General features: G+C 29.2%; 22 protein-coding genes. 12 read left to right on the top strand and 10 right to left on the bottom strand.

The genetic code is table 11. The annotated features are described in order from the left end of the window. Positions 1-24: 24 nt before the first annotated feature. The 3 genes from BTO04_RS02430 to BTO04_RS02420 all read left to right on the top strand — a co-directional run bounded on the left by BTO04_RS02430 (position 25) and on the right by BTO04_RS02420 (position 2,149). Positions 25-588 (top strand): carboxymuconolactone decarboxylase family protein, encoded by a 564-nt coding sequence (locus BTO04_RS02430; RefSeq protein WP_087562984.1) that lies wholly within the window; start codon positions 25-27, stop codon positions 586-588. Positions 589-656: 68 nt separating this feature from the next. Further along, positions 657-1,304, top strand: a complete 648-nt coding sequence (locus BTO04_RS02425) for a DsbA family protein (protein WP_087562983.1) — start codon at positions 657-659, stop codon at positions 1,302-1,304. Positions 1,305-1,435: 131 nt separating this feature from the next. Next, a complete protein-coding gene (locus BTO04_RS02420; protein ID WP_087562982.1) occupies positions 1,436-2,149 on the top strand; it encodes a 3-ketoacyl-ACP reductase in 714 nt (237 codons plus the stop codon). Between the two features lie 264 nt (positions 2,150-2,413). On the opposite strand, the gene BTO04_RS02415 is transcribed toward BTO04_RS02420, so the two are convergent. Together BTO04_RS02415 and BTO04_RS02410 are read right to left on the bottom strand one after the other, a co-directional pair. Then, positions 2,414-3,709 carry an MFS transporter gene (locus BTO04_RS02415; protein ID WP_087562981.1) on the bottom strand — a complete coding sequence of 432 codons (1,296 nt, stop codon included), beginning with the start codon at positions 3,707-3,709 and terminating at the stop codon, positions 2,414-2,416. A 76-nt stretch (positions 3,710-3,785) separates the two neighbouring features. Then, on the bottom strand, positions 3,786-4,610 hold the full coding sequence (locus BTO04_RS02410) for a M48 family metallopeptidase (protein WP_087562980.1): 825 nt from the start codon (positions 4,608-4,610) through the stop codon (positions 3,786-3,788). A 127-nt stretch (positions 4,611-4,737) separates the two neighbouring features. Here BTO04_RS02410 and BTO04_RS02405 point away from each other — a divergent pair, with 127 nt between their 5' ends. The 3 genes from BTO04_RS02405 (at position 4,738) to BTO04_RS02395 (ending at position 6,760) form a co-directional block, all read left to right on the top strand. Then, a complete protein-coding gene (locus BTO04_RS02405; RefSeq protein ID WP_087562979.1) occupies positions 4,738-5,613 on the top strand; it encodes a S9 family peptidase in 876 nt (291 codons plus the stop codon). Next, positions 5,610-6,086, top strand: a complete 477-nt coding sequence (msrB, locus tag BTO04_RS02400; protein ID WP_087562978.1) for a peptide-methionine (R)-S-oxide reductase MsrB — start codon at positions 5,610-5,612, stop codon at positions 6,084-6,086. Before BTO04_RS02405 ends, msrB begins: the two co-directional genes overlap by 4 nt. Positions 6,087-6,217: 131 nt before the next feature. Then, on the top strand, positions 6,218-6,760 hold the full coding sequence (locus BTO04_RS02395; RefSeq protein WP_087562977.1) for a DinB family protein: 543 nt from the start codon (positions 6,218-6,220) through the stop codon (positions 6,758-6,760). 110 nt (positions 6,761-6,870) lie between these two features. On the opposite strand, the gene BTO04_RS02390 is transcribed toward BTO04_RS02395, so the two are convergent. From BTO04_RS02390 to BTO04_RS02370, 5 genes are all read right to left on the bottom strand, one after another. Continuing rightward, positions 6,871-9,312, bottom strand: a complete 2,442-nt coding sequence (locus BTO04_RS02390; RefSeq protein WP_087562976.1) for a M1 family aminopeptidase — start codon at positions 9,310-9,312, stop codon at positions 6,871-6,873. 170 nt (positions 9,313-9,482) lie between these two features. Then, the gene (locus BTO04_RS02385; protein ID WP_087562975.1) at positions 9,483-10,025 is read right to left on the bottom strand and encodes a DUF4252 domain-containing protein; all 543 of its coding nucleotides are present in this window, start codon (positions 10,023-10,025) and stop codon (positions 9,483-9,485) included. Between the two features lie 60 nt (positions 10,026-10,085). Beyond that, a complete protein-coding gene (locus tag BTO04_RS02380; RefSeq protein ID WP_087562974.1) occupies positions 10,086-10,619 on the bottom strand; it encodes a DUF4252 domain-containing protein in 534 nt (177 codons plus the stop codon). Positions 10,620-10,662: 43 nt separating this feature from the next. Next, the gene (locus BTO04_RS02375; protein WP_087562973.1) at positions 10,663-11,085 is read right to left on the bottom strand and encodes a hypothetical protein; all 423 of its coding nucleotides are present in this window, start codon (positions 11,083-11,085) and stop codon (positions 10,663-10,665) included. Further along, a complete protein-coding gene (locus BTO04_RS02370) occupies positions 11,072-11,581 on the bottom strand; it encodes an RNA polymerase sigma factor (protein WP_087562972.1) in 510 nt (169 codons plus the stop codon). The genes BTO04_RS02375 and BTO04_RS02370 overlap by 14 nt, the downstream gene beginning before the upstream one ends. 159 nt (positions 11,582-11,740) lie before the next feature. Here BTO04_RS02370 and BTO04_RS02365 point away from each other — a divergent pair, with 159 nt between their 5' ends. After that, entirely contained in the window at positions 11,741-13,192 is a 1,452-nt protein-coding gene (locus BTO04_RS02365) for a S41 family peptidase (protein ID WP_087562971.1), read from the top strand. A gap of 58 nt (positions 13,193-13,250) precedes the next feature. On the opposite strand, the gene BTO04_RS02360 is transcribed toward BTO04_RS02365, so the two are convergent. Further along, positions 13,251-14,243 carry a patatin family protein gene (locus BTO04_RS02360; RefSeq protein ID WP_087562970.1) on the bottom strand — a complete coding sequence of 331 codons (993 nt, stop codon included), beginning with the start codon at positions 14,241-14,243 and terminating at the stop codon, positions 13,251-13,253. A 46-nt stretch (positions 14,244-14,289) separates the two neighbouring features. On the opposite strand from BTO04_RS02360, the gene BTO04_RS02355 reads away from it, so the two are divergent. Genes BTO04_RS02355 through pepT form a run of 3 tightly spaced genes read left to right on the top strand, consistent with a single transcriptional unit; the run spans position 14,290 to position 17,139 of the window. Beyond that, positions 14,290-15,333, top strand: coding sequence for an oxidoreductase (locus BTO04_RS02355; protein WP_087562969.1), 1,044 nt, complete (start codon positions 14,290-14,292; stop codon positions 15,331-15,333). A gap of 4 nt (positions 15,334-15,337) precedes the next feature. Continuing rightward, entirely contained in the window at positions 15,338-15,895 is a 558-nt protein-coding gene (locus tag BTO04_RS02350) for a hypothetical protein (protein ID WP_087562968.1), read from the top strand. 2 nt (positions 15,896-15,897) lie between these two features. Then, positions 15,898-17,139 (top strand): peptidase T, encoded by a 1,242-nt coding sequence (gene pepT, locus BTO04_RS02345; RefSeq protein WP_087562967.1) that lies wholly within the window; start codon positions 15,898-15,900, stop codon positions 17,137-17,139. A 147-nt stretch (positions 17,140-17,286) separates the two neighbouring features. Here pepT and BTO04_RS02340 read toward each other — a convergent pair whose 3' ends face one another. Next, a complete protein-coding gene (locus tag BTO04_RS02340; protein WP_087562966.1) occupies positions 17,287-17,826 on the bottom strand; it encodes a 1-acyl-sn-glycerol-3-phosphate acyltransferase in 540 nt (179 codons plus the stop codon). Positions 17,827-17,872: 46 nt separating this feature from the next. Between BTO04_RS02340 and rmuC the strand changes: the two genes are divergently transcribed. Continuing rightward, a complete protein-coding gene (gene rmuC, locus BTO04_RS02335) occupies positions 17,873-19,195 on the top strand; it encodes a DNA recombination protein RmuC (RefSeq protein WP_087562965.1) in 1,323 nt (440 codons plus the stop codon). A 365-nt stretch (positions 19,196-19,560) separates the two neighbouring features. Here the strand turns inward: rmuC and glyA are convergent, their stop codons facing one another. Further along, on the bottom strand, positions 19,561-20,835 hold the full coding sequence (gene glyA / locus BTO04_RS02330) for a serine hydroxymethyltransferase (RefSeq protein ID WP_087562964.1): 1,275 nt from the start codon (positions 20,833-20,835) through the stop codon (positions 19,561-19,563). 195 nt (positions 20,836-21,030) lie between these two features. Between glyA and fahA the strand changes: the two genes are divergently transcribed. Continuing rightward, positions 21,031-22,311 (top strand): fumarylacetoacetase, encoded by a 1,281-nt coding sequence (fahA, locus tag BTO04_RS02325; RefSeq protein ID WP_087562963.1) that lies wholly within the window; start codon positions 21,031-21,033, stop codon positions 22,309-22,311. The last annotated feature ends 31 nt before the right edge of the window (positions 22,312-22,342 follow it).

The following is a 22,342-nucleotide window of genomic DNA, read 5'->3' as shown; positions in this document are numbered from 1 at the left end:
ATATAAACATTAAAAATAAAAATGATGACAACTTTAAAAATACAAACAATTAAAACTGCTCCAGAAGCAAGTAAAGCATTATTAGAAAAATCTTTGAAAAATAACGGAATGATTCCTGGTTTACATGGTGTTTTGGCCTCTTCTCCTCAAACCTATGAAGCGTATGGGAAATTACATGAACTTTTTATGAACTCTTCATTTAACGCAGAAGAATTAACAGTAGTTTGGCAAACTATTAATGTAGAAAACGGATGTAATTATTGTGTTCCTGCGCATACAGCAATAGCAAATATGATGAAAGTAGACAGCGCGTTATCTGAGGCTTTAAGAAATGATGCCGCAATGCCAAATGAAAAATTGCAAGCCTTAAAAGACATGACTTTAAAGATTGTTAGAAATCGTGGTTATGTTTCTCAAGAAGATTTAACAGCATTTTATGCGGTTGGTTATGGAGAGCAACAAATTTTAGAAATCATTTTAGGATTGGCTCAAAAAACAATTAGTAACTATACAAACCATATTGCAAATACGCCTGTAGATGCACCTTTTCAAAAATTTGCTTGGAAAAAAGAAAATGTAGTATCATAAATACTACAGATTAATTAATAACATTCAATCTTCCGTTTTTTAAGCGGGAGATTTTTAAACATAAAAAAATGAAAGAAAAACTAAAAATAGATATCGTTTCTGATGTTGTTTGTCCCTGGTGTACCATTGGTTACAAACGTTTAGAAAAAGCAATAAACGAATTAGGAATTCAAGATCAAGTAGAAATAGAATGGCAACCTTTTGAGTTAAATCCCAATATGCCTGTTGAAGGTCAAAATGTACAAGAACATATTTCAGAAAAATATGGTGCTACTTTAGAACAGCAAAAAGAGTCTCAACAAGAAATGGTAGCTGCTGGTGCAGCACTCGGTTTTACATTTGATTATTTTGATGAAATGAGAATGTCTAACACTTTTGATGCGCATATTTTGTTAGAATATGCCAAAGAATTTGGAAAACAAACGGAACTGAAAATGACCTTGACAAAAGCCTTTTTTAGTGATAGAAAAGATGTTTCAAAAAAAGAAGTTTTAAAACAAGCTTTACTAGATGTAGGTTTAAATGTAGAAGAAGCGCTCTCTAAATTAGACAATGCCGCTGCACGTTCTGAAGTGACCAAAAAAGAAACGTATTGGAAAGATTTAGGTGTAAATTCTGTACCAACTGTTGTATTTAATAGAAAAAGTGCCGTGACAGGAGCACAACCTGTAGCTACTTTTAAACAAGTACTTTCTGAGTTAATTAAAAAGCAATAATCAGTTTAGTATCAGTCCTATTTTTATTAATAAAGACTAACATCATTAAATATGCCTTTTTAGATACAGATTATAGGAGCTTTAAAAAGACTAACACAAGAATAATATTCATAAGAAATAATTTAAATAAAATGGAATTAAGAAATAAAAAAGCCATTATAACTGGTGGCAGCAGAGGATTAGGAAAAGCAACAGCAATAGCATTTGCAAAACTAGGTATAGATGTTGCTATTACAGGACGCAACGAAGAAAAGCTAAAGGAAACAGTTTCTGAATTAAAGGAACTAGGTGTAAATGCGTATTATGAAGTATTTGATGTAGCTAGTTATGAAGAAGTTAAAATCGGAATAAAAAATAGTATTTCAAACTTAGGAACTGTAGATATTTTAGTAAATAATGCTGGTATTGCCGCTTTTGGAACTTTAAATGAAATGGAACCTAAATTATGGGAAGACATTATTAAAGTGAATGTATTAGGCATGTATTATGTTACTAAAGAAGTACTCCCCTATTTAATTGATAAAAATGAAGGCGATATAATAAATATTTCATCAACTGCAGGGTTAAGTGGAAATGCAAGTACTTCTGCTTATTCTGCTTCTAAATTTGCTGTTATCGGATTGTCACAATCATTAATGAAAGAAGTTCGTAAAAATAACATTCGAGTAAACACTTTAACACCAAGCACCATAGCTACAGATATGGCTAAATATTTAGGAATTACAGATGGTAATCCTGAAAGTGTATTACAACCAGAAGATTTTGCACAATTAATTATTGCAGGCTTACAATTGCCCAGACGTGCAATGATGATTAGCGGATCTTTATGGTCTACAAATCCATAAAAACTTTAAAAGAGTCATTAAATCCATATTTAATAGTAAAATAAAGTAGAAAAGGAAAAGATGTATTATTCAAGATTAATTATTGTAATTATCTTGAATATGTTATTAACTGCCTATGGAAATAAAAAGTAGCATAAATTGTGGGGTTTATAATGCTTATGTCAGGTTTATCAAAATTTACAACCTCATTTAAAACATTATAGATTTCCCTTTTACAGATGTGATACAATAGATTATTAAACTTAGTAAAATTGATGTTGGCTTTTATCTTACGTATTTTGTTTTCTTTAAAGTACTCAGAATAATAAAAGAAGCTAAAAAGAAAATGGCCATACAAAGGACACTCCATTGCATAGAATCTGTTATGGAATATAGAAATCCATAAACAAAAGTTCCTAAGACAATAGCAATTTTTTCAGTAACATCATAAAAACTAAAATACGTTGCATGATCTTCTGTTTCTGGTAATAATTTAGAGTATGTAGAACGTGTTAAAGATTGTATTGCTCCTTGTACAAAGCCTAATAGAACTCCTAATCCATAAAAATAATAAGCCACATTTTCTTGATTTTTATCTAATAAAAATGCCGAAAAACAAACCAGCATCCAAATTAAAATAGTAACCTTTAAAGCTTTAATATTTCCCCATTTTTCTGATAATCTAGAAAACACAAATGCACCAACTATTGCTACTATTTGTACCAATAGAATAGTTACTATTAAATTAATTGCGGGTAAACCTAATTCACTAGCTCCAAATATTGCAGCCATTAAAATAATGGTTTGTACACCAATACTTAAAAGAAAAAATGAAATTAAGAATTTTTTTAATGTATCATATTCTTGAATTTCTTTAAAGACAATTTTTAGTTCTCTAAAGCCTTTCCATATATAATCTTTTTTAGGTTTTTTATGATAAACATTACTTGGTAATCTACTAAATGTTATTTGAGCAAAACCAATCCACCAAAGACCAACCATTAAAAAAGAAATACGAGAAGCCATACCAGCAGTTATACCAAAAACATCTGGCATTTGTATCATTATTAAATTAACTATTAATAAGATAACAGAACCTGTATAACCATAAATAAACCCTTTTGCACTTGCTCTATCTTGTTGTTCTGGATGTGCAACTTCTGGTAAATACGCATTGTAAAACACCAAACTTGCCCAAAAACCAATACTTGCTAACACGGTAAAGACAATTCCTATCCAAACAGTATCTATTCCTTCAAAAAAATACAGACTCATTACAGATAAACCACCAAGCCAACAGAAAAATTTCATAAATTTTTTCTTACTTCCAGTATAATCTGCAATACCAGATAAAATAGGAGATAGTAAGGCAACTACTAAAAATGAAAAAGACAATGCATAACTATATAAACTATCTGGATGGCTCCAATCCATCCAAAGAAAAGAAACTGTTTTTCCGTCTGTAATTGCACTATAATAAAGCGGGAAAACGGCTGTACTAATTACTAAAGAATACACAGAGTTTGCCCAATCATAAAAAGCCCAACCCTTAATTAATTTTTTATCTCCAATTTTTAACATCGCATCTATTTTATAAAAAAAACCGTTCAAAAATTAATTTTTGAACGGCTACAATATAAGAAATCTATTTTTTATACTAATTTTTTATTTCGCTGTTTGCTATCGCATTATATTGGGCAGCATATTTATTAGCAGTTGGCAAATAAGTTCTTAAATCTTGAATTCTTGAAGCATTTGAAGGGTGTGTACTTAAAATTTCTGGCTGAGAACCTCCTTTAGATAATTTACTCATTCTTACCCAAACTTCTGCAGCTTCTGTACCTTTATAACCTGCCATTAACATAAAAATCAACCCTAATCTATCCGCTTCTTGTTCATGTACTCTACTAAATTTTAATATTCCTAAACCAGAACTAACACCAAACGCAGTATTCCACATTTGTTTTGTTTTTTCATCTTTATTAGAAGTTCCTAATGCCACCGCTAAACCACCAAGTTGTTGTAACTGTCCTTGAGACATTCTCTCTTGTCCGTGTTTGGCAAATGCATGTGCAACTTCATGACCCATAACTGCCGCTACTCCATCTTCATTCTCACAAATTGGCATTATACCTGTATAGAAAACAACTTTCCCTCCTGGCATACACCAAGCATTTACAGTTTTATCTTCTATTAAATTGAATTCCCATTTATAAGAATTTGCTTCTGAACTCATGTTATTTGCTCGCATGAAGCGATCAACAGCTGCAGAAATATTTTTACCAACACTTTTAATTTGATTGGTCATTTCTTTATTAGAAGATAATTTATTTTCTTCTAAAAAACCTTTGTATTGTGCAAAACTTGCCGGTAACACCTGAGCATCACTAACAAAATTAACTCTTTTTCTACCCGTAATTGGTACCGTACTACATGCACTAAAAAGGAAAACTGCAATTAATAAAACAACTATTTTTTTCATCTACTTTATATTTAAATTCGGTTATTTTTAAGATAGAATTTCATTTATTTATCACTAAAAAAACGAATTATTTTTATTTTTCATAAAATTACATATTCTATCTTTATCAAAAAAATATAATTCATTAATGCATTTATTTTCTTCAAATAAAGTTGTACCTCCTAGTTTACTAATTCCGAAACCTGTTCAATATTTAGCAAAAATACTACAGTTTATTTCACATAAGTTGGTTGTGCTGTTTGCTACAAAATTGTTTACCACCCCTTTTACCTTTTCAACACCAAAAAGAGAAATTGCCATGGAAGAAAGTTCTCAAAACAAGAAACTATTTGTGAACTCTATAAAGAAAGAAATACATGTATTGTCTTATGGTTTTTCAGACAAAAAAGTTTTACTTTCTCATGGTTGGGCAGGAAGAAGTACGCAACTTTTTATGATTGCTAATAAACTATTAGAAAAAGGTTTTATGGTGATTTCTTTTGATGCTCCTGCTCATGGAAAATCATTAGGAAGAACTACAAATATGATTGAGTATATTGAAACTATAAAAGCAATAAATAATGAATTTGGACCTTTTGAAGCTGCAATTGGTCATTCTTTTGGGGCAATGGCACTTTTAAATGCATCTGCTGAAAAAGAATTATTCAAATGTTTGGTAACTGTTGGTTCTGGTGATAAAGTTTCTGATATTATTTCTAATTATATTAAAAATTTAGGGCTAAAAGAGCCTATCAGTAAAAAAATGAAAGCTCATTTTGAGAAAAAATTGAGTAGAAGTTTAGAGGATTTTACAACAAGTGAAGCTGCAAAAAAAGTAAAAACACCAACTTTAGTAATTCATGACTTAATTGATGGTGATGTTGCTGTAAGTTGTGCACTAAATATCCGTCAAAGTTTACAGAATGGTTCATTATTAATTACAAATGGTTTAGGTCATACAAAAATCCTTCGTGATAAAGATGTTACCAATAAAATTATAAATTTTATACTTATAAATACATGAAAAAAATACTATCCATTTTAGTTTTAGTCCTTTTAGTTAGTTGCAATGGAAAAGCACAAACCACATCCAAAGAAAAAAAAACATATAAAATTGTAAAGTCAGATGTACAATGGAAAAAAGAATTGACAAAATTACAATATGATGTTTTAAGAGAAGCGGGAACAGAAAGAGCATTTTCTAGCGCTTTTAATGAGAACAAAAAAACAGGAGTTTATATTTGTGCAGCTTGTAAAACTGCATTGTATGAATCTAAACATAAATACGATTCTGGTTCTGGATGGCCTTCTTTTGATAGGTCTATTAAAGGAAATGTGGAATTAGATGTAGATTATAAAATTGGGTATGCAAGAACAGAGTTAAAATGCAATACCTGTGGTAGTCATTTAGGCCATTCTTTTGATGATGGACCAAAAACTACTGGAAAAAGACATTGTATAAATGGTGTTGCTTTGGAGTTTATTTCTGAAAAGTAATATTTTAAACTGATAATTAATTTTCTTTAAAGCACAATTAAAAAAGCAGAAATGAATTACATTATATAGTCTGCTAACGGTTTTTTCGATTAAGTTTTGTATATTTCTGTTTCAAAATTTTAATAACAAAAATGGACAAAATTGCAATTGCTGATTTATTAGAAGAAAAACATCAAAAATTGTTTGATTGGCTAGAAAAACAACCTGAAGACATTTGGGATAAAGGACCTGATAGAAAATGGACTACTGGTCAGCAAATTTTACATTTAACAAATAGTTTACAACTGTTAAACAATGCATTAAGTTATCCACGATTTTTTTTAAAATATAAATTTGGTACTTGCAATAGAGAAACGAGAAGTTATGAAATTGTTGCTAAAAATTATCAAAAAAAATTACTAGAAAATAAAGAGAGCGTCAGCGTTTTTAATCAAAATTTAAAGAAACCATTATTAAAAGATAGAGCGCGTTTAATTACAAGACTTCATATACAAAATAAAAAACTCCAATATAAAACAAGAAAAATTAGCGATATAAACTTAGATTCATTAGTAATTCCACATCCTTTAATGGGTAAAATGACTCTTAGAGAGATTATTATGTGGACAGCACATCACACAGAACATCATACAGAAACTTTAACAATGACCTATGGTGAAGAAAATTATAGCTAGACCTTCTATTTTTTCTTAAGATTTAGTCATTATTATTAAAAAATATAACATACAAAAAGAGGAAAATCATAGCATTGATTTTCCTCTTTTTTTTGTACTTTAAATAAACTTTATAACAACTTCGCCATTGCTGTTTTAATAACTTCTGTATTTCTGTCTCTATTTGCTGTGTTTTCAGTTTTCTGACTCTGTATCATATTTCTCATTAAGTTAATTACAACTTTGTCAAAATTAAACTGTTTATACTGATTTCCTTTTACAACCATATCATCTACCAAATTTTTTATAGCTTCTGTATTATTGCTTTCAGAAATTTGTTTAAATGCTTTTTGATATAAAACCTTTGTTGCATCATCTCCTGTTAAAAACATTCCAGACAATGTGTTTTTAGCTATAAAAGGCAGTTCTTTTTCATCTTTTTCTTCAATAAAAATACGTGTTAAAGGTGTTGCTAAAATTTGTCTTACTTCATCTGGAAACTCTTTAGACTTATTAATTGCCAATTGTTTATCTATATAATACATAGCAACCACTCCTTTTCCTAAAACAGAATAAGACTTACTTTCTAATGCTTTTTCAAAAATAGATTTCAACTCAGGATCTGTTAATTTCCCTAAAGTTTCTATTGCTGCTGCTTGAACTAGTGTTTTTTTATCTGAATTAGCAACTTCCATAATTTTTTGAATTGCTTCTTTTTTAGAAAATTTATTAATTAAATCGATATTCTGTAAAGCGAGGATTCTAATTTTATACGAAGGATCACTCAATGCATTCTCAATGGCACTAAAAGCATTTTTATCCTCTTGCTTTTTTGCTACTTCTAACAACGCTTCTCTTCTGTGAGAAAAGTTTGTAGCATTTTTCAATTGAAAAATATAATCACTTAAAACCTTGTTTTCACTGATTTCACATAGTAAAACGCCATCTGAATTTAACTGAATTAAAGTAGGTTGTTTTGTATAAGGAAATTTAAATGATGCATCTTTTCCATCAACAAAAACAGTATGACGTGTTCTTTTATCATTTTCAAAAATATCTAAAGAAATAGGAAATTGAAATGTACTTTCTTGAACTTGTAAAATATTTACAGTTACTGTTTTTTGTAATGTATTATAGTCATAAGAGATTTCAAGTTTTGGATGTCCTGCACCAAAATACCACTGATTAAAAAACCAATTAAGGTCTTTTCCTGTTACTTTTTCTAAGATTAAACGCAATTGATGTACTTCTGCAGATTTGTATTTAAACGCTGTTAAATATGCTTGTAAACTTTCAAAAAAAGCGTCATCACCAATATAATTACGCAACATGTGTAAAATAGCACCACCTTTATTATAGCTCACCAAATCAAACATATCCTCTTTGTCATCATAATTAAAACGAACTAAATGTTTGTCAAAATTCTGACCATTCATATATGCTTGTACATCTTCATGCAAATGCATATCGGCATTTAATTTCCCATATTTATGTTCTCTCCATAAATACTCGCTATAATTAGCAAAAGATTCATTTAAAGTTAAATTAGACCAACTTTCTGTTGTTACTAAGTCTCCAAACCAATGATGAAACAATTCATGTGCAATTGTATTTTCTTGTACATTTTCATCTATTAATTGTCCTGGTTTTTGATATGCTTTTTCTCCATGGATGACTGCAGTTGTGTTTTCCATAGCGCCAGAAACATAATCTCTACCAACAATCTGGCTGTATTTATTCCAAGGATATTCTACTCCCAAAATTGTAGAAAAGAATTCCATCATTTCTGGCGTTAACCCAAAAATATCTTTTGCATAAGGTGCATATTCTTTTTCTACATAGTAGTTTACAGGAATCTCTTTGTACTTATCTTCTACGATTTCATATTCACCAATTCCCATAAAAAATAAATAGGGAGCGTGTTTTTGATCTAATTTCCAGTAATCTGTTCTGTTTATTCCATTTTTTATTTGGTTAATTAACTTACCATTAGAAAGTGTTACAAACTTATCTGGAACTGTAATATAAATTTCTTGTGATGTTTTTTGATTTGGAGAATCTATTGTTGGAAACCAACAACTACTAGCTTCTGTTTCTCCTTGAGTCCAAATTTGAGTTGGCTTATTTTTGTCTAAACCATCTGCATTTATAAAGTATAATCCTTTTGCACCTGTAATTGCTGCACTTCCTTTTTGATTTACTTTTTCTGGACGCGCTGTATATTTAATGTAAAGCGTAAAATCTTCATTTCTTGAGTATTCTTCTGGTAAATCGATAATCAACTTATAATCATCATAATTATAATCTAATTTCTTATTATCTATAGAAACTTGATGAATAATCATCGCTTTTGCATCTAATGTAATTTTATTAGTTGCGTAAAAATGGGCTTTTGCAGTAACCCAAGCTTCACCATTTAATTGTTTTTCTTTAAAATTAAAATCGACTTTTAATTTTGTGTGTACTAAATCGTGAATTTTGTCTCTTTCTGGTTTATAAGTTGAAGTGTTTTGTGAAAAACCAACAAAAGTTAGCAGCACAAAAAGAAATAATACGCATTTTTTAATCTTCATAAACATGATTTTCTTAAAGCACCAAAAATAAGAAATTAATACATTGTAGGTGTTAATGCGCAGTTAATATTCATTTAGCAGTTTTAGTAAGAAGTTTACCGTTACAAATTACAGAAAAAGCCTAAAATTTCTTTAGAAATTTTAGGCTTTTAAAATCGTATAATTAAATATTATTTTCCTTTAAAAATTGCGCTAAATTGCTTTAAATCAAAATTATCTCCATCTACTTTAATGTTGTTCATCATTTCTATAATTTTTGCAGGGTTCATGTTATCTCCTAACAATCTTGCAACACCTACTCCAGCTTCTTTACCATAACCAAAAGCAATTACTTCATCTATAGAATCTGTATCTCCTGTATAATAAAAGTTCACTTTCATTCCTTTTGCTTTCATAGACATTAAAGTTTTATACTCTTTATTGTCTGTAAAAATATTTTTTAGTGTTGTTTTTTCAACTTCATAAGCTGCTTCATTTCCTTTTATAGGCAAGGCAACAACGTTTACTTTTCTAATGCTTTTTAAAGTAGCTTTTACTTCTTCTGAAACATCATCAGATTTTAATTGTAAAAAACTTGTAGGAATATCTACAGTAATAAATCCATTTTTTTCTTGACTTTCTACTAAATACCCTTGCAATGATTTTTCATTTTTACATGAAGTAATCATTAAAACTAAAAGTAATAGTGAAAGTATTTTGGTTGTTTTTTTCATTTTATCTATTTTTTTTGATAAGCAAAGTCAGAATGTTACTCTGACTTTGCTTATTTAAATTTAGTTGCTACTAACTTTTACTTTTACTCCATTCTCTTTTGTAAAAGTATCTGCAATTTTAGAAAGCTTATTAATGTCTATTAAACCTGTTAAAGATATAATTACAGACTCTACGTTTCCTTGAGTTTTCTTATCGATACCCTTTACAAACATTAAAACTTCACTTACGTAATCTTTTTTACCACCCGTTTTAACATAGATTTTTACACGAGAATCGTCTTCTTTAATTCTCATTAGTTCTGTTAGTTTAGAACTTTTTACAGCAGATCTTACCATAGCATCCATTTTATCTGCTATTGCTGATTTATCTGTAGAAAATATTTTCAATTCTTTTAAATCATTAATCATCTCAAAAACTTCCATGGCTTCACTTCCATTACCTTGAGGTTTAAAGTTCTTTAAAATTTCAAAAGCATCTTTGCTTACTATTACAGATGAAACGCCATCCATATCTTCTAATTTGTCAAAAAACGACTGTGCATTTGTTACCATTGGAGTAACTATTAACGCTATTAATACTATTATTTTTTTCATAATTTCTGTCTTTACTTGGGGTTCCTAATTATTTTACTTGGTTTTATTTTAAAATTTTATTTACGGTGTTTTCATACGTATATAAATGTTCAAAAGCTTTATCTCCTTTTTTAAGATTTGTAGATAACATTTTTAAAGCATTTGTTACGTGTGCATATGTTTTTTTTGCTTGGTATTTTTCATATTGTTGTTTACCTACAAATACACTTACTAATAAAGCAACGGATGCTGCTACAGATAACCATTTTAAGTTTCTTCTTTTAGATTTCTTAGGTTCTAACTGAATGGTTTTTGTAAAAATTTCATCTTTTGCTTTTACAAAATAATTAAACATATATTCATATTCTTGCAAGTGTGGTGCTACATTACCTTCTATAAAATAGTTTTTTAAGGTTGTTTCCTCTTGCAAAGATGTTTCTGCGTTTAAGTATTTTTCTACTAATATTTCTATGTTAGCTAACTCCATAGTTGTGTTTTTTAATTAATGCTTCTCTTATTGTTTTTCTTGCTCTAGACAAGGCTACTCTTACTGCTGTTGGCTTCATATCTACCATTTTGCAAATTTCATCAAAATCATATTGCTCAATATCTCTTAATTGAATAATAATTTTTTGTTGTTCTGGTAAGCTTTCAATCAATTTGTGTACTTGGTTTACACTATCTCGATGTTCAATTTTCTTATCTAAACTTGTATCTTTTTCTTTATAATTACTGTGTACTAATGTTAAATTACTTGCTTGTTTGGATTTTAAACGATCATAACAATAGTTCTTAGTCATTGTCATTGCAAATGCTTCAACATTTTTATAGTCAGCAATCTTATCTTTACTTTTCCATAATTTAAATAATAGTTCTTGTGTAGCATCTTCAGCTTCTTCCCTAGAAACTAAAAGTCTTTTTGCTAAACGAAAGACCTTATCTTTAAATGGTAAAACAACTTTTAAAAAGTCTGACTGGTTCATTTGGTTTTGTTAATTTTCCTTGCAAAAACCTCATAAATACAACGCTTTATAACAGGTTTACATAATTAAGACGAGGAACAATATATTTTGTTACAAGATATATTAAAATAATACTAATTCTCTTTATATTGCGTTTCTTTACTATAAAACAAAAAATTTATGAAGTTTAAATTTCTTTCTAAAACAGTTATTATATTACTAACAACTGTTCTTTTTTTTAATTGCTCATCTAAATTAGAGGATGTGCCTGCTGATTTAGAAATTAATGACTTTGTTTGGAAAGGTTTAAACGCTTATTATTTATGGCAAAGTTCAATAGCTGATTTAGCAGACACTCGTTTTAGTAATCAAAATGAATTAAATGGGTTTTTATCTGGATATGCTACTCCAGAAAATTTATTTGAAAATTTATTAAACAGACCAGCAGATCGTTTTTCTTGGATTGTTGATGATTATATTGCTTTAGAAAATTCTTTTCAAGGGATTACATTAAATAATGGAATGGAGTTTAAGTTATTTAGAAATGAATCAAATCAATCAAATGTGCATGGAATCGTATATTATATAGTTCCTAACTCTGATGCTGACACAAAAGGTGTTTTAAGAGGAATGGTTTTTAATGCTATAGATGGAAATCAAATTACAGAAAGTAACTACAGAAGTTTGTTGTTTGGAACCAATACTAATTATAGTATTAATCTAGCAGATTTTAACGCAGGAAACCCTATTTCTAACGGAAATTCTATTTCTTTAACAAAATCTGAATTACAAGAAAATCCTGTTTCAATTGTAAAAACTTTTGATGAAGGTGCTCATAAAATTGGTTATTTATTATACAATCAATTTGCCAGTTCTTATGATGGCGAATTAAATACTGCTTTTGGAGATTTTAAAGCAAACGGAATTACAGATTTAATAATAGATTTACGTTATAATGGTGGAGGAAGTGTTAGAACAGCTACTTACTTAGGCAGTATGATTGCTACAAAATCTAATGAAACGTTGTTTTCCCAACAAGTTTGGAATGAAAAAGTAATGGAAGCCATTGATGCTAGTAATTTTTTAAATTATTTTACCGATGAAATTGATAACGGAACCGTAAATGAGCCAATTAATAGTTTAGGTTTACAAAGCGTTTATTTTATTGTTACAGAAGACACAGCATCCGCATCAGAATTAGTAATAAATGCATTAAGCGCTTATATTGATGTAAATTTAGTGGGTACACAGACAGTTGGTAAACAAGTTGGATCTATTACCTTATATGATTCTGATAATTTACAAAGAACAGGTACTAACTTAAATCCAAATCATGCTTATGCAATGCAGCCAATTGTAATGGAAATAAAAAATTCTGATGGTGAAAACAATCCAGAAGGGTATCTTCCAGAAATTGAATTACCTGAAGATTTTGGACAAATTTCTGGAGATGTAAATATTGGTGTTTTAGGAGAAAAATCAGACCCTTTATTAGATAGGACTATTTCTTATATTACAAACGGAGCAAAATTTTCTGGAAAAGCAGTGAATTTCAACAAAAAGGAACAGATTACAAACTCTAAACTACAAAGACCTTTTGCAAATGAAATGTATGTAGATTTTAAAAAATAAAGGACAAAATATAATAGCTAAAAAAGTCCAGCTAATTGCTGGACTTTTTTTTATATAATCAATTATTTTTTTGTTTCTTTTTTAATAATATCATTTCTTCTACATCACTTACACCATCATCTAACTCTTGATCTGTTAAAATATCTGGTCTAAACTCACTCATTAATTCTTCTTTTTTAGTTTTCGCATATTTATACCCAGATTTCCACCATTTACGCATTAAGTTCTTGTCAAATACTAATGAGTTTGTCGTTAAAACAGTTGGCGTGTAATACAAGTTTAGTTTTACATCTTTATTTTTTGCTGCAAGTTTACCAATAGTAATATTATGTCTTTCTACATGAGTAAGCATAAAGTCAAACACATCAAACAATAAAGAAAATGGATTTTTAGAGGGCATTCTATTAAATTGAGTAATTTCAGTTTCTAAAATAATTGCATCAATTTCTGTTGCTCCTCTTAAAATTGCTTCTCTAATTGGTACTAAAGAACCAAAACCACCATCTGCATACTGACAATTGTTTTTTTCTAACAAACTCATAAAAGGTACATAATTACAAGAACCCCAAATCCAATCACAAAAATCTTCATAAGTACAATCATTAATAGATTTATACTCTATTTGATTTGCTGTTAAATTAGAAAGCGTAACAACAACTTCTTTGTTTTTTATTTTAATTTCATCATACATTTCCCTAGTAACTTTCTTTTTTATTAGAGAACGTAAATTCTTGCTCTCACCAAAAGTTTTTCTTCCATTTAAGAAATTCCAAAAAGTATTTAAGTGATTAATGCTAACCACTTTTTCTCCTGCAACTTTACGTATTGTAAAAGGATTGTTACTAAAAATTGTTTCTTGGTTTACATTGGTATATAATTCTTTTAATTCATCTAACATTCCTAACGCCAAGTGAGAAACCATTAAACTTCCTGTAGAAGTTCCTAAAAACAAATCATATTCTTTTCCTTCATTCTTCATTAAATATTGTGCAACTCCACCTGCAAATGCACCTTTGCTACCACCACCAGAAATTACTAACGCTTTTTTCATTAACTACAAATGATTTGTTTAATTTAGTGCTATAAAAATATTAAAAATGAAAAGAATAACCGTAATTATTTTTGTTATACTTTTTTATGCTTCTTGCAAACAAGAATATACACCAAGAAAAATAGAAAAAATTAGCATTAAAGAATTTAAAATAGATAGCACAAGTATTAGAGCTATTCAATCTATTGATAATCATACAGTTTATTATGCAGGTTCTCGTGGCGATATTGGTTTTACAAATGATAACGGAAAATCTTGGACAACAGAATATATTACATATCAAGATACCATTGTACCACATTTTAGAAGTTTAGCCAAAAACAAAAATCACTTTTTTGCTCTTTCAATAGCAAATCCTGCTTTATTGTATAAAATTTCTGATAAAAAAACTACCTTAGTTTACACAGAAAATCATGAGAAAGTCTTTTATGATGCGCTCTTTTTTTTTGATGATAATAAACACGGAATTGCAGTTGGAGATCCAACAGAAGATTGTGCTTCAATAATTATTACGGAAGATGCTGGAAATACTTGGCAAAAAATTGCTTGTTGTAATTTGCCAGAATTTGAAGATGGCGAAGCTTTTTTTGCAGCAAGTAACACCAATATTAAAACGATTGGTAAAACTGTATGGATTGCTTCTGGTGGTAAAAAAGCAAGAGTTTTAAAATCTGAAGATTATGGACAAACTTGGACCATTTATAATACACCAATTATTCAAGGAAATGGCCCACAAGGAATTTATTCTATTGATTTTGCTGATAAAAACAACGGAATTATTATAGGCGGAGACTATTCTAAACCTAAAGAAAACAACGCCAACAAAGCAATTACAACAGATGGTGGAAAAACTTGGAAGTTAGTTTCTGATGGACAAAACCCAAACTATAAAAGTTGTGTACAATATGTACCAAATACGCAAGGAAAAGAAATTTTTGCGGTTGGAAAAACGGGAGTGTCTTTTTCTAATAATGGAGGTATTTCTTGGAAAGAAGTTTCTAAAGACAGTTATTATGCAATTCAATTTGTAGATAAAAATACGGCATGGCTATCTGGAAATAATAAAATAGGAAAACTTATTTTAAAATAATTCTATGAGGTTTTCTATTCTTATTTTTATTGCTCCTCTCCTATTCTTTTCATGTAAACAACAATCAGAGATTTCCTCAGATTTTAATTGTACAACAACAGCATTTAATAATTTAGAAGAGATTGTAGACGTAAAAAAAACGTTTTCTGTAAAATTTCCAAAAACATGGAAAACAAAATTATTTTATGATGCTGCACAGTCATCAATCTTTACAGCAGATAGTGCAAAACAATTAACAGAAACATTACTTTTAGACATTACATATATTAATAAAAGCATTAATTTTGATAATGTTTTTAAATTAAAACAAGAACAAGAAAGTTTATCAAAAAATTTAATTCAAACAACCTCTAAAGAAATTAAACTCCTTAATTCCCCTTCTTATTATACCGTTTCAAAAGGAAAAAAAAGAACGTTTACCTATCAAGTTTGCAATGTATTTATCAAATTAAATAAAAATAATTTTATACTTGCTAAAACAGACATTTATGGAGATTCTTTAGTACAAGAAAGAATGTGTGAAGCATTTTCATTAATAGAAAAAATTAAAATAACTCAGTAAAAATGATTGATAAAGAACATATTATAAACAGATTTATAAAATACGTAACTATAGACACAGAGTCAGACCCTGAAAACCCTGCTTTTCCAAGTACAGAAAAACAGTGGGATTTAGCAAAGGTTTTAGTTGAAGAATTAAACCATATTGGTTTACAAGATGTAGATTTAGATGAAAACTGTTATGTAATGGCAACTTTACCAAGTAATTTAGACTATGAAGTGCCAACTATTGGCTTTGTTTCTCATATTGATACGAGTCCAGATTTTACAGGAAAAAATGTAAAACCACAAATTCATCATAATTATGATGGAAAAGATATTGTTTTAAATAAAGATAAAAATATTGTTTTATCTCCAGATTATTTTGATGACTTACTACAATATAAAGGTCAAACTATAATAACAACTGATGGAACAACACTTTTAGGAGCAGATGATAAAGCAGGAATTACAGAAATTGTTTCTGCTTTGGAATACCTAATTAATCATCCAGAAATTAAACACGGAAAAATTAGAATTTGTTTTACACCCGATGAAGAAGTTGGTAAAGGAGCACATTTATTTGATGTTAAAAAGTTTGGCGCAGAATGGGCATATACAATGGATGGAAGCCAAATTGGAGAATTAGAATATGAAAATTTTAATGCTGCTGGGGCAAAGGTTACGATAACTGGTAAAATTGTTCATCCTGGTTATGCAAAAGGAAAAATGATAAATTCTATGTTAATTGCTAACGATTTTATTGATGCACTTCCTGCAAATGAAGTTCCTGAAAAAACTACAGATTATGAAGGTTTTTTTCATTTACATGACATGAATGGAAATGTAGAGAAAACAGTTTTGCAATATATAATAAGAGATCATGATTTAGAGTTATTTGAAAAAAGAAAAACTTTAATGCAAAAAATTGCAGTTGATTTTAATAAGCGTTTAAAACAAGACATAATCGCTGTAGAAATTAAAGATCAATATTTTAATATGAAGGAAAAAGTTGTTCCTGTAATGCATATTGTAGATATTGCGGAAGAAGTAATGAAAGATATTGGGATTGTTCCTTTAATTAAACCTATTCGAGGAGGAACAGATGGTTCTCAGCTTTCATACAAAGGTTTACCTTGTCCAAATATTTTTGCAGGCGGACATAATTTTCATGGTCGTTTTGAATATGTTCCTGTAGAATCTATGATAAAAGCAACAGCCGTTATTGTAGGAATTGCAGAAAAAATATCAAAAAAATTTAAGTAAAAAAAAAAGTCTCCAGTAAACTGGAGACTTAATATCATAGCATATGCTATTTATAAACTCTTTGCTAATAAAGCCCCTAATCTCTATTCATCAAGTCTGCTTATTACTATAAATTTAAGCATTTTTAGTGAAAGTTATAGTCAAAGTTTAAAATAATTCAGGATTTCTTCCTTTAACGCCTTTAAAAAATGAGTAAAATACCTCAAAATCAGCTTCTTTATCCTCTGTAATATAATAAGGTCTAGAAGCTCTTATTTCTTTATTTTCAAAATCTAAAGTAGCCAAAACAATAGGTACATTTGCTCCTTTTGCTATGTAGTAAAACCCTGTTTTCCATTCATCTACTTTTTTTCTTGTTCCTTCTGGAGACAATCCTAACCTAAATTCTTCTTTAGAATTAAATATCTCTACAATTGCATCTACCAAGTTATTACTCTTACTTCTGTCTACTGGTGTACCACCTAAAGCTCTAAAGAAAAAACCAAAAGGGCCTTTAAAAAGTGAATCCTTTCCTATAAAATTAATCATAATTCCGGAACTCAATCGAGCTAAAATTGCTATTGGAAAATCGATCCAACTTGTATGTGGTGCAACAACAACAATGTATTTTTTTACATCTTTAGGGAAGTCTTGTGTTAATTTCCATCCTAAAATTGTAAATAATATAAATCTTGAAATTCTCTTCATGTTGTGTTTTAAAAGTGATAAATTTAAGGACTTATAATTTGATATGATGAACGATTTGATTATTTACTTACTTATTGCCATTTTATTTGGTGTAATTGGCTTATTTATAGGCAAGTTGCTTACTAAATTAAATTCAGAAAAAGAAAAAGCTACTTTAGAAGAACGCAGTTCTTTATTGCTTCAATCTAAAGAAATTGCCGATAATAACATTATAGAATTACAAAGAGAGCTAAAATCTATTCAACAAGAAAAAGAACAGCTTAGTAATGTAAATACCAGGCAAGATTCAGATTTAAAAAATTTGCAACTAAAGTTGGAGGAAAATAAAGGTGAAGTTGAAAAATTACAAGAAAAATTTACAAAAGAATTTGAAAATTTAGCCAACAAAATTCTAGATGAAAAATCTAGCAAATTTACAGAGCAGAATAAAGTAAACATGAATACTATTTTAAATCCTCTACAAGAAAAAATTAAGGTTTTTGAAGATAAAGTAGATAAAACACATAAAGAAAGTATTGATTACCATGCCGCTTTACGTCAGCAAATTATTGGATTAAAAGAGTTGAACATCCAAATGAGTAAAGAAACTATCAACCTAACAAAAGCCTTAAAAGGAGATAGTAAGACACAAGGTAATTGGGGTGAATTAGTTTTAGAAAGAGTTTTAGAAAAGTCTGGCTTAGAGAAAGATAGAGAGTATTTTGTGCAACAAAGTTTTACAAATGATGAAGGTAAACGTGTTTTGCCAGATGTTGTAATTCATTTGCCAGACAACAAAAAAATGATTGTAGATTCTAAAGTTTCTTTAACTGCTTATGAGCAATTTGTAAATGCAGATGATGCTATTTTAAAAGAACGTTTTCTGAAAGAACATATAGCTTCTTTAAGACGTCATGTAGAGCAATTAAGTGAAAAGAAATATGAAGATATTTATAAAATAGAATCTCCAGATTTTGTATTGCTATTTATACCTATTGAACCTGCATTTGCTGTAGCAATTAATACAGATAATAGTTTGTATAATAAAGCTTTTGAGAAAAACATTGTAATTGTTACACCTTCTACCCTTTTGGCTACTTTACGTACAATAGATACCATGTGGAATAACGAGAAACAACAAAAAAATGCAATTGAAATTGCTAGACAAGCAGGTGCTTTGTATGATAAGTTTCATGGTCTTTTAGCTGACTTAATAGGAGTTGGTAAAAAAATTGACGCTTCAAAAACAGATTATAATTTAGCAATGAATAAACTTGTTGAAGGAAAAGGAAACCTTATTACAAGTGTAGAAAAGTTAAAGAAAATGGGTGCAAAAGCAAAAAAATCTTTACCAGAAAATATTATAGAAAGAGCCAAAAATGAAGATTAATGAAACAAAACTGATTATTTTTTTGTTTCTTTTTGTAAAATAGGGTTTATTATTCTTATCTAAAACACATAATTATTTTTGGGCTCCTAATTCGTTATAATGTCTTTTCCGAACAAATTATTGTTCATCATAAACTAAATTTCTCACTATCATTTAATAGATAACCGACAAAATTTTTACGCTCTTTTAGTAAATTTATTGCTATTACATATTGAGAGAACCCATAGTTTAAATATTGACAATTAGATAAATACGAAAAAAAACGCTTTTAACTATCACAAATCATACTACAAGAATAATTTTCGCATAAAAAAAGCATCAAGTATTAACTTGATGCTTTTTAAAAATAACCTTATAAAGGTTGCTTACATTACAAACAATCTTCTATAACGCATCATTTCTGATACTTGTTCTGATATATTTTCTAAAACTGTTTCCTTATCTGCATTCATAATTGCTTCATCAATAAAAGCAACTACTTGTTCCATGTCTTCTTCTTTTAAACCACGTGTTGTAATTGCAGCAGTTCCTACACGAATACCAGAAGTAACAAATGGAGATTTATCATCAAAAGGAACCATGTTTTTATTTACTGTAATATCTGCTTTACCTAATGTGATTTCTGCATCTTTTCCAGAAATATTTTTATTACGTAAATCAATTAACATACAGTGGTTATCTGTTCCTCCAGAAATAATATCATAACCTCTAGCTAAAAATGCTTTAGCCATTGCTGCTGCATTTTCTTTTACTTGTATTTGATAATCTAAAAACTCATCTGTTAACGCTTCTCCAAAAGCAATTGCTTTAGCAGCAATAACATGCTCTAAAGGGCCTCCTTGATTTCCAGGGAAGACAGAAGAGTTAATTAAAGTAGACATCTTTTTAAGATTTCCATTCTTTAATTTTTGTCCAAAAGGATTGTCAAAATCTTTTCCAATCATAATAATTCCACCTCTTGGTCCACGTAACGTTTTATGCGTAGTTGAAGTAACAATATGACAATGAGGTAAAGGATCATTTAAAATTCCTTTCGCAATTAAACCAGCAGGATGAGAAATATCTGCCATTAAAATTGCTCCAACACTATCTGCAATTTCTCTAAATTTTTCAAAATCTATATCTCTAGAATATGCAGAAGCACCCGCAATAATTAATTTTGGCTTGTGCTCTTTAGCTTGCTGCGCTACATGATTATAATCAATTCTTCCCGTTTCTTTAACAACTCCATAAAAAACAGGATTGTATAATTTACCTGAAAAATTTACAGGAGAACCGTGCGTTAAGTGTCCTCCATGAGATAAATCGAAACCTAAAACTGTATCTCCAGGATTTAAACAAGCAGCAAATACAGCTGTGTTTGCTTGAGAACCAGAATGAGGCTGAACATTTACATATTCTGCACCAAATAATTCTTTTGCTCTATCAATAGCTATTTGTTCAACAATATCAACAATTTCACATCCTCCATAATATCTTTTACCAGGATATCCTTCCGCATATTTATTTGTTAAAATAGAACCTTGAGCTCTCATTACTTGATCACTTACAAAGTTTTCTGAAGCAATTAACTCTAAACCATTAAGTTGTCTTTCTTTTTCTTCCTCTATAAGGTCAAAAATTTGATTATCTAGTTGCATTTTGTTGTTTTTTATAAAAAACAAAAGTAACAAAAATCAGTTTCTGAAAAAACAAGTTTTAACAATATTTTAAAGATTCAAGTTAGAATTGTATTATTAAGAAAAAAGTGATGTTAAAATTATATTTTTCTTGATTTTTTTATTTTGAAATGAAAAAAAAATGTGTAGGTTTGATGAATATTAAAATAAAATAGAATGATAATTACAGCTAATGATCCGAATAGAAAATCTTGGTTAAAAGTTAATGAAGACTCAGATTTTCCTATACAAAACATTCCCTTTGGTGTTTTTATTACTAGAGATGATATTATTACAATTGGTAGTAGAATTGGCGATTTTGCAATAGATTTAGGTGCTTTCCATCAATTAGGCTATTTTGAAGGCATTCCTCTTACAGACGATATTTTTTTGCAAGACAATTTAAATGATTTTATTGCTGATGGTAGAAAAACATGGCGATTAGTAAGAAATAGAATTGCAGATGTTTTTGATGCAAATAATGGAAAATTACGTAACAATGCAAAGCATAAAGAAAACATAATCTTTAGAGTTGATGAAGTAGAAATGCTTTTACCTGTTTCCATTGGTGATTATACAGATTTTTATGCAAGTAAAGAACACGCTACAAATGTAGGTTCATTATTTAGAGATCCAGAAAATGCGTTATTGCCAAATTGGTTACACATTCCTATAGGTTATCATGGTAGAAGTTCTTCTATTATTCCTTCTGGAACACCAGTTAGAAGACCTTATGGACAAACAAAACCTTCTGAAGGTGCTACTACTCCAAATTTTGGACCAAGCAAATTATTAGATTTTGAGCTAGAAATGGCATTTATAACTACAGATGCAAATGTTTTAGGAGAAAGAATTCCTATTAAAGAAGCAGAAGAGTATATTTTTGGATTGGTTCAATTTAACGATTGGTCTGCAAGAGATATTCAAGGTTGGGAATATGTGCCTTTAGGCCCATTTTTAGGAAAGAGCTTTGCTTCTACTATTTCTCCTTGGATTGTAACTTTAGATGCTTTAGAGCCTTTTAGAGTTGATAATCCAAAACAAGTTCACGAACCTTTACCTTATTTAAAACAAGAAGGAAAAGGAAGTTATGATATTAAATTACAAGTGGGGATTAAACCAGAAAATGGCGAAGAAACTGTAGTTGCAAATTCTAACTTTAAATATATGTATTGGACAATGGCACAACAATTAGCACATCATACTGTTAATGGTTGCCCTGTTGAAGCTGGAGATATGATGGGAAGTGGAACAATTTCTGGACCAACAAAAGATAGTTATGGTTCTATGTTAGAACTTACTTGGCGGGGACAAAACCCAATAAAGTTAAAAGATGGTACAGAACGTAAATTTATAAACGATAACGATACTGTAATTATGCGTGCTCATTGTAAAAATGAAAAAGTAAGAATCGGTTTTGGAGAATGTGTTGGTAAAATTTTACCTGCAAAAGAATAACATTATCATTCTTTAACTTATAATGAACCTG

Origin of the sequence: Polaribacter sp. SA4-10 (genome assembly GCF_002163835.1) — a bacterium.
GTDB lineage: Bacteria > Bacteroidota > Bacteroidia > Flavobacteriales > Flavobacteriaceae > Polaribacter.
Note: the sequence above shows the minus strand (reverse complement) of the source record. Positions and strands in the feature narration are given on the sequence as shown.

Bases quoted from the DNA above. Each gene is read 5' to 3' on its own strand.
- BTO04_RS02430 (WP_087562984.1), top strand. From the start codon at position 25: ATGACAACTTTAAAAATACAAACAATTAAAACTGCTCCAGAAGCAAGT.
- BTO04_RS02425 (WP_087562983.1), top strand. From the start codon at position 657: ATGAAAGAAAAACTAAAAATAGATATCGTTTCTGATGTTGTTTGTCCC.
- BTO04_RS02420 (WP_087562982.1), top strand. From the start codon at position 1,436: ATGGAATTAAGAAATAAAAAAGCCATTATAACTGGTGGCAGCAGAGGA.
- BTO04_RS02415 (WP_087562981.1), bottom strand. From the start codon at position 3,709: ATGTTAAAAATTGGAGATAAAAAATTAATTAAGGGTTGGGCTTTTTAT.
- BTO04_RS02410 (WP_087562980.1), bottom strand. From the start codon at position 4,610: ATGAAAAAAATAGTTGTTTTATTAATTGCAGTTTTCCTTTTTAGTGCA.
- BTO04_RS02405 (WP_087562979.1), top strand. From the start codon at position 4,738: ATGCATTTATTTTCTTCAAATAAAGTTGTACCTCCTAGTTTACTAATT.
- msrB (WP_087562978.1), top strand. From the start codon at position 5,610: ATGAAAAAAATACTATCCATTTTAGTTTTAGTCCTTTTAGTTAGTTGC.
- BTO04_RS02395 (WP_087562977.1), top strand. From the start codon at position 6,218: ATGGACAAAATTGCAATTGCTGATTTATTAGAAGAAAAACATCAAAAA.
- BTO04_RS02390 (WP_087562976.1), bottom strand. From the start codon at position 9,312: ATGAAGATTAAAAAATGCGTATTATTTCTTTTTGTGCTGCTAACTTTT.
- BTO04_RS02385 (WP_087562975.1), bottom strand. From the start codon at position 10,025: ATGAAAAAAACAACCAAAATACTTTCACTATTACTTTTAGTTTTAATG.
- BTO04_RS02380 (WP_087562974.1), bottom strand. From the start codon at position 10,619: ATGAAAAAAATAATAGTATTAATAGCGTTAATAGTTACTCCAATGGTA.
- BTO04_RS02375 (WP_087562973.1), bottom strand. From the start codon at position 11,085: ATGGAGTTAGCTAACATAGAAATATTAGTAGAAAAATACTTAAACGCA.
- BTO04_RS02370 (WP_087562972.1), bottom strand. From the start codon at position 11,581: ATGAACCAGTCAGACTTTTTAAAAGTTGTTTTACCATTTAAAGATAAG.
- BTO04_RS02365 (WP_087562971.1), top strand. From the start codon at position 11,741: ATGAAGTTTAAATTTCTTTCTAAAACAGTTATTATATTACTAACAACT.
- BTO04_RS02360 (WP_087562970.1), bottom strand. From the start codon at position 14,243: ATGAAAAAAGCGTTAGTAATTTCTGGTGGTGGTAGCAAAGGTGCATTT.
- BTO04_RS02355 (WP_087562969.1), top strand. From the start codon at position 14,290: ATGAAAAGAATAACCGTAATTATTTTTGTTATACTTTTTTATGCTTCT.
- BTO04_RS02350 (WP_087562968.1), top strand. From the start codon at position 15,338: ATGAGGTTTTCTATTCTTATTTTTATTGCTCCTCTCCTATTCTTTTCA.
- pepT (WP_087562967.1), top strand. From the start codon at position 15,898: ATGATTGATAAAGAACATATTATAAACAGATTTATAAAATACGTAACT.
- BTO04_RS02340 (WP_087562966.1), bottom strand. From the start codon at position 17,826: ATGAAGAGAATTTCAAGATTTATATTATTTACAATTTTAGGATGGAAA.
- rmuC (WP_087562965.1), top strand. From the start codon at position 17,873: ATGAACGATTTGATTATTTACTTACTTATTGCCATTTTATTTGGTGTA.
- glyA (WP_087562964.1), bottom strand. From the start codon at position 20,835: ATGCAACTAGATAATCAAATTTTTGACCTTATAGAGGAAGAAAAAGAA.
- fahA (WP_087562963.1), top strand. From the start codon at position 21,031: ATGATAATTACAGCTAATGATCCGAATAGAAAATCTTGGTTAAAAGTT.